This window comes from Pedobacter agri PB92, assembly GCF_000258495.1.
Lineage (GTDB): Bacteria > Bacteroidota > Bacteroidia > Sphingobacteriales > Sphingobacteriaceae > Pedobacter > Pedobacter agri.
This window is the reverse complement of sequence record NZ_AJLG01000228.1, coordinates 1-6404: the sequence shown is the minus strand read 5'-3', so window position 1 is coordinate 6404 and position 6404 is coordinate 1. Positions and strand designations below refer to the sequence as shown.

At 37.3% G+C, this 6404-nt stretch carries 2 protein-coding genes and 1 pseudogene; all 3 read right to left on the bottom strand.

What is annotated here, in order from left to right:
* Positions 1 to 48 precede the first annotated feature (48 nt).
* Positions 49 to 2463 (bottom strand): GAF domain-containing protein, encoded by a 2415-nt coding sequence (locus ON09_RS21605; protein ID WP_010603158.1) that lies wholly within the window; start codon positions 2461 to 2463, stop codon positions 49 to 51.
* A 141-nt stretch (positions 2464 to 2604) separates the two neighbouring features.
* Positions 2605 to 6210: a BamA/TamA family outer membrane protein gene (locus ON09_RS21600; RefSeq protein WP_010603157.1), complete on the bottom strand. Its 3606-nt coding sequence runs from the start codon at positions 6208 to 6210 to the stop codon at positions 2605 to 2607.
* Positions 6211 to 6249: 39 nt separating this feature from the next.
* A pseudogene (locus ON09_RS26705) lies at positions 6250 to 6351 on the bottom strand (SdiA-regulated family protein); the annotation flags it as partial.
* Positions 6352 to 6404: the final 53 nt, after the last annotated feature.

Below are 6404 nucleotides of genomic sequence, written 5' to 3'. Positions count from 1 at the left end.
ATAAAAAGGACTTTCTGATTTGATCAGAAAGCCTTTTTTTTATTAAACCTAATTTTGAAGCATTTTAGCAATCTCTTTTTCGATTGATTTCAACTCAGTAGGCTTTAGTTTCTTTGTTGTATCTTTCTTGGCATCCAAATACTTAACACCTACCCGCAACGCTTTTAAGCCTGATACACCTTGCAATTCATCAAGGTCAAGCTGCTCTAAATCATCATTTAAATATCCCTGAACTTGCATGTATTTAATATATTCCATGTATTCTTTCGCTTCATCCGGGTTAAAATAAACCATAGAAATTTTATGCGGCTGAGTTAAACGTTCAGTTGTTCCTTTAATTAACACTTTATCAATACGTTTTTTCACCACTTCATATCGAATGTTATAAGCACCCTCCACGTCGAAACGGCGCTCGTCATTTCTAAAGCTGATATCAATCGCATTTGAGTGGATAAATATCAACTGCGTGGTTTCCAATTTACGAGGCATTTCACCAATTAAACTTTTCGATAAACGAGCAATTTCGACCATTGATGTAAGTTGCCACAAACGGATATTTTTCAGATACAATAAATCGAATGGTTTTTCTGGCGCTATTTCCTGTCCAATATAAATATCGTATTCTACCCCATCGGTTCTGAATTTTGCAAAATAACAAGGATAAGATGCTTGCAAATTCGCCTGAGATTTTTCAAGATATTGACTAACCTCAGTGTTGATCAGTTGCATTGATATTTCTAACTGCCTGCGATTGGCGTATGCAGCACCAGTGGCTGGAACAACTACCTCAAAGTATTGATCAACGATTTCTGCAGTTTCAGGATGATTTCCCTTTATAATTGATAAAAACGGATACACCTCGAGCTCTAAAAATTCTCTTAACTGATTTTCTTCATTCGACGATGCAAAACTTCCAATCTGTTTAATCCAATCTTTACAATTGAACAAAAGTTTATCAATCAAATCCAGCTTCACTGTTTTTTTCATCGCTTTCAAAGCATCAATCAGATGATTTAAAAGTACATTCAAATCATCCTTTAAAGCGATATTACGTTCTGTAGTCGAATTACGGATATCAACAGCGCCAAATAGCGGATACATGTGTTTAAAAGTAACCGTTTCAATTTCTTTCACTTTGCTATTGCTATTCTGGCTTTGAAGAAAATGCCATACGGCTTCGTTAAATTTCCACTGAACCGAAGGTTGCAAAGCCGTAAATTTATCCATCAGCACTTCATCCATTTTTGCATCAAATTCTTCAATACTGTATTGAAAAAGCTGTCCAATCAATGGCATCGCCGGACGTAATCTGGAAAGTAACTTGTCATCAACTTGGACTTCGTGGTTTGAATAAACTTCTAAAACCCCTGCCAATTGATTATTATAATAAACCGGCAATACGGAGTATGAGCAAACCCCAGCTTCCTTTAAAACCCTTAAAAACGGATCCTTCGTAATCTGATCATCATTGATGGCGCTTACAAAAATCGCCTTTGGATTTTCCTTGTATTTATCAACCAAAGAATAAAACACTTCCTCTTCAAGGTTTGCAGCTTTTGCCGAATTAATCAGCATACTTTGCGAAAATTCCTTGTTATCGAAAACCAGTTTATTATTAACGGTTAAAAAAGGCATCAAACCAAACTCTAAACTTCCATCACCACTTAAACTTTTCAACGCCTGGATGACGTGGGTATATGCCTCAGTTTGATAATTATGATTCACTAAAGCATCACGAATTCCATCAATAGAATGCTGTAATGTTACATCAGTGATGGAAATGATGCTAAAACCATCAAATTTAAAATCTTTTAGGGGCAGATTATCCAGTAAGTATTCTAACTCCTTATCTTCCTGAAAATATTGAGCTAATGCTTCGAAGTTTAATTCTGGAAGTTTCCCTTTATGTTTAATATCAACAAATTTAGTATCTGTTTGAATATTATAATATTGGGTAAGTTTAGTTTCTTCATTTACATGTGCATAAATAATTTCATTTTTAAGCACATAAGTAAAGTTATAAAATCTGTTTAAAATAATATTGTATATAAACTTCAGCTGCTTTTTCTCTACCGGCTCGCTGTCTTTATTTACTTTATTTTTAGGATCGTGATCTTTAAAAAACTTGTAAAACGCATTTGTGCTAAAGAAAATCTGATCAGGAATTGGGGTACTTAGCGCCCAAAACAAATCATCTTCATCGCCCATTAACGGCGTTAAAATGGTAAAAATTAATTCTAATGTATCTTTGTATTTCGATAATTCTTCAGCATCGATGCTATTTAAAAGCACCTCATCTTTTTCTATCTTCTCAAGTAAAAACCTGTAAAATTCTGATTTAACTGATTTTTCTGTTTTAAGCCTATCTTTTAAATACTCCACAAGGGGGCGAAAAGATAATGCAGATTCTACCTGGCAACCTATACATTCATTTTTATGAATTTTTATTACGTTGGTATTCATGGTATAAGTTTATCTATAGTGTAAATTTTATAGTGATCGATTAATTATTAAACGCTTCGCAAAGATACGCACTCCATGAAGCAACAATGGTCTGCACAACGTAATACTTGGATCAAACATCTATATTGATGTTACACAAATTTAGTACCTAAAATTTAGAGAGAAGTAAGGATACCAGCCCTCTGATGAATGACCCATCACAAATCGAACAACTGTGAGTGATGCCGGAGCGAAATAAACCCCTCCACCTACACCGTGATGCCATGTTTGCGATGCTTCATTTCTTTTCCAAACTCTTCCTACATCCCAGAAACCTGTCAGGCCAATTTGTCCTGGTAAAACATAACTTACTAAATCACCGAGTTTTGCTCTTAACTCTAAATTATTATAGAAAATGTGTTCGCCGGCAAACCTAAACTGACGGTAACCTTGGAGATTTCCCTGCCCACCTAAATACAAAGCCTGGTAGAATGCCGGTTGTCCAACGGTTACACCACCGCCAAAGCGATCGGCCAAAATGAATTTCTTCCTGCCATCAAGATTTTTATAAAGCGAAATGCTGGCTGTAAACTGCCCAATTGAATTGGAATATTTATTTACGCCTTTATAACCCAACAATTTAAAATCTACAAAACTGCCTAACGTTGGTAATAAGTCATTATCACGGGTATTATTGGTAAAGTTAACAATTGCCCCCGCAAACATTTTTTCGTTTCTAACTGTCAGACTGTCAGAAGAATGAAGTGCTCCAGGGTTTAAGATAAATCGTCCATCATTATCTTCCCTGTTAAATTTATAATACTGATAAGATGGTCCGACTGAAAAAGTAGATTTCGGCCTGCGCCACCTAATGGCCGCATCTACCTGATAGAGGTTAAAACGAGCCCGATAGTAACGAATATCATCGCCATGCTCATCAAAATGTGTATCATTTCCTAAACCGAAAAAGTTTTGCGTGTTATTGGGCGCATAAGCATTTCCGTTTACCACGATATCTCCTTTGCCAACTGCCTTTAACCATTCGCCTTTATAGTTAAATCTGAAAGCTTTTGTAGAGAAAGAGTGTAAAAAAGAAACGGTTTGGGAATTGCCCCAAGGTTGTTTTCTAAAGCCGGGATTAGTCTGTTTGTAAACCAAGCCTAATAAAATTCCATCATCGCGATTGTAGCCTGCATTCAGGTTATACGAACGTCTGCGATACATATCCTTTGGGATATAACTGAAATTGGAGGTATCATTGGATATAATTTTACCTATTTTATTCTGATCCTCACCTTGGTAAGTGGCCTTATTGGTTCTTCCGTACAATTTAACAGTTCCGTTACTGTTTGCAAAATCATAATACTTATCACCTTTACCACCTATAATCCTGATCTTGATATTGGAATTTTTGTTATCTAAAAGCAAGCTATCGTTACCATTGTGCATGTAAATTCGAAGTTCTCTGGTCACTTTTGGATCGAATTTCCGGTCAAATAATTCTTCTTTGATATTTCCCTCTTTGGATATTTTATTGATTTTTACCCTTAAACCATTATTATCGGTATCTGAAATTTTGATTAACTCATGTTTGTTGGTCAATTCAATATCTACAATACGATTGAAGAAATGATAGTAATCATTCATCATCTTTGGCATATTGGCAATTCGCTCCCGGAGCGTTGCTAGAAATACATCGTGATGTAGCGAATAACTTGGTTCAGGAAGTGCTTTTAATGCTTTTTCAAAAACTTCATCGTTATACTTGGCACAAAAATCTTTGATAATTTTATCAAACTCTTCTTCATCGATATTGGCAGTCCAACGGCTGCTAATCTCTCTGCCCTCCCATAAAAACCAGTTAATGTTCTGGATCGGACGCTCATAACCTTGCATCATTGGCAGCAAAGAAGATGATTGCGTGAAACGTTGTATTTTACCATCGCCCATGTAAAAAACCTGATCTCGATCTCTGGGAACCGGCGTGTATTTTGAGCCATCTTCTGTTTTGGTTTCTTTCCAACGCCATTGGTCTTCATGTCGATCCCAGTCGCCCAGCAGAACATCGAGCGCCCTGGCCCGCACCCAGGCCGGACCATCTAACTTATTGTCGTTATCATCAGTTAGTTTCTTATCCATTTTAGGTGAACTATCTGATTCGCCAACCGGCTCACGTTCTTCAAACAAGCACAAAGTATTGGCGAAAGCAGATTCAAATTCTCCTAAACCATCATCTGGAGAAACCCAACCAATGATCGGATTAGAATGCGGGATGTTAGCTGCTTTAGCTAGTTCTGGCACAACCAAAGCCGAGAAAGGATGTTGCGCAGACATATTATCTTTAATGATATCTTTAGCGAAAGTGTTGCGTAATCCTTCCGGCAATAAAACTTCAGGAAACTTTTCTACACTTCTCAATACGTACTCTTTCCCGTTTTTATCTTCCAGGCGTAAGGAGCGTGACTGGTTTCCGCCTCCACGTTGAGTAGCTTTTAAACCACCCATCATTCTAGAAACCCTTAATACCGGAACCTTGGTTCGCTCAGCATATTCTTTACGGTAATTTTCACCGAAAACATATCGATGAAAGCGACCAACGCTATCATATTCTGGTTTAATTTTAACGAAAATACTATCAGCTGTGATGGGTTTATCGCGGTTTCTTACTTTTGTAGGCAATAGTTCAAATTTCTTGGTATAGCTATAAACCTTTTTTACGCTTGTATCTGAATAGACGTAATATTCATAACGCATATCATTATTCATTAGCTGATCAGCCACTACATAACCCTGCTGCATTTCATGAAATAACGAGGTTTTACCTTGCTTATTCGGTGAAACCTTCGAGCCTGATCCGCTTACAATTTGAAGCTGTTTTCCTTTAATTAATTGCAAACCATGCTCATGACCAGCAACATAAGTAACATTCGGATAATCGCCAAAAACACCATTTACCGACCTGATCATGTCTTTATAGGCAGGATGATTTAAATCTTCAGGACTTAGTAAAGTAGATCTTAAAAACGGGTAAACCGAGCCTAAAACAGGCATCGGGATATAAAGATTTTTATTCAGGGAAGTTAACGGAAAAAGGTGGTTGCGCAAATTAAAATAACCACCATGCGGTCCGTAACTTTGAAACGGATGGTGCGAAGCCAGCAAAATCACCTTGTCTTTATTTTGCTCCAGCAGTTGTTCCATCCTAACTAAAACCTCGTCTTTTGTTCTGCATTCGCATTCGCCGGCCTGGTTGGATTTATTGTACGGGAACAACCACCATTCACTATCGTAAGCAATAATGGTTAATTTATCCGTTAATTTAATCGCCACAGGATCAGGACAACCATTGTCAGGAATTAATTTCAATAGCGGATCGCCCTGAGCCTTCAAAAAATCATCCTGTGCCTTAATTTTAGCCAAACCCTTCGGACCAGACTTATCCCAATCATGATTACCTGGGATGAAATAAACTGGTGCGCCAGCTTTACGCATTGGCTCAAACTGCGAGCGAAGAATTTTCTTGGTTTCTTCTTCTTCAAGACTGCCAGGCAAACCCATTCCTGTTGGGTAAATGTTATCTCCAAGATAAATTACAGTTGTTTTTTTGGGGATGATCTGTTTGGCCGCATTCTTTAAATCCTGCATTTGCGCAGGATTCATCTCCCCTGCATCACCAAATAGAATGACACGATATTTGACATCGCTTTGCGCAAAAGTGATAAAATGAGTTAAAAATAAAATTGCTAAAAGGGTAAATCTTTTAATCATAGCCTGGCGTTTGTATAAAGATAGATAATTTTCGGCTGACTACTTTTTAACCTTAAACATTAAGATGTTTCCTGCGGCTAAGGTGCCACCCTCGTTAGAAATGTAAAGATTATTATCACGATCAAAAGCAATTCCTTCAGGTTGATTGAATGCGCCTCCTTTAGCGGATAAGTGCCTTTAATTAGTGTGTACGT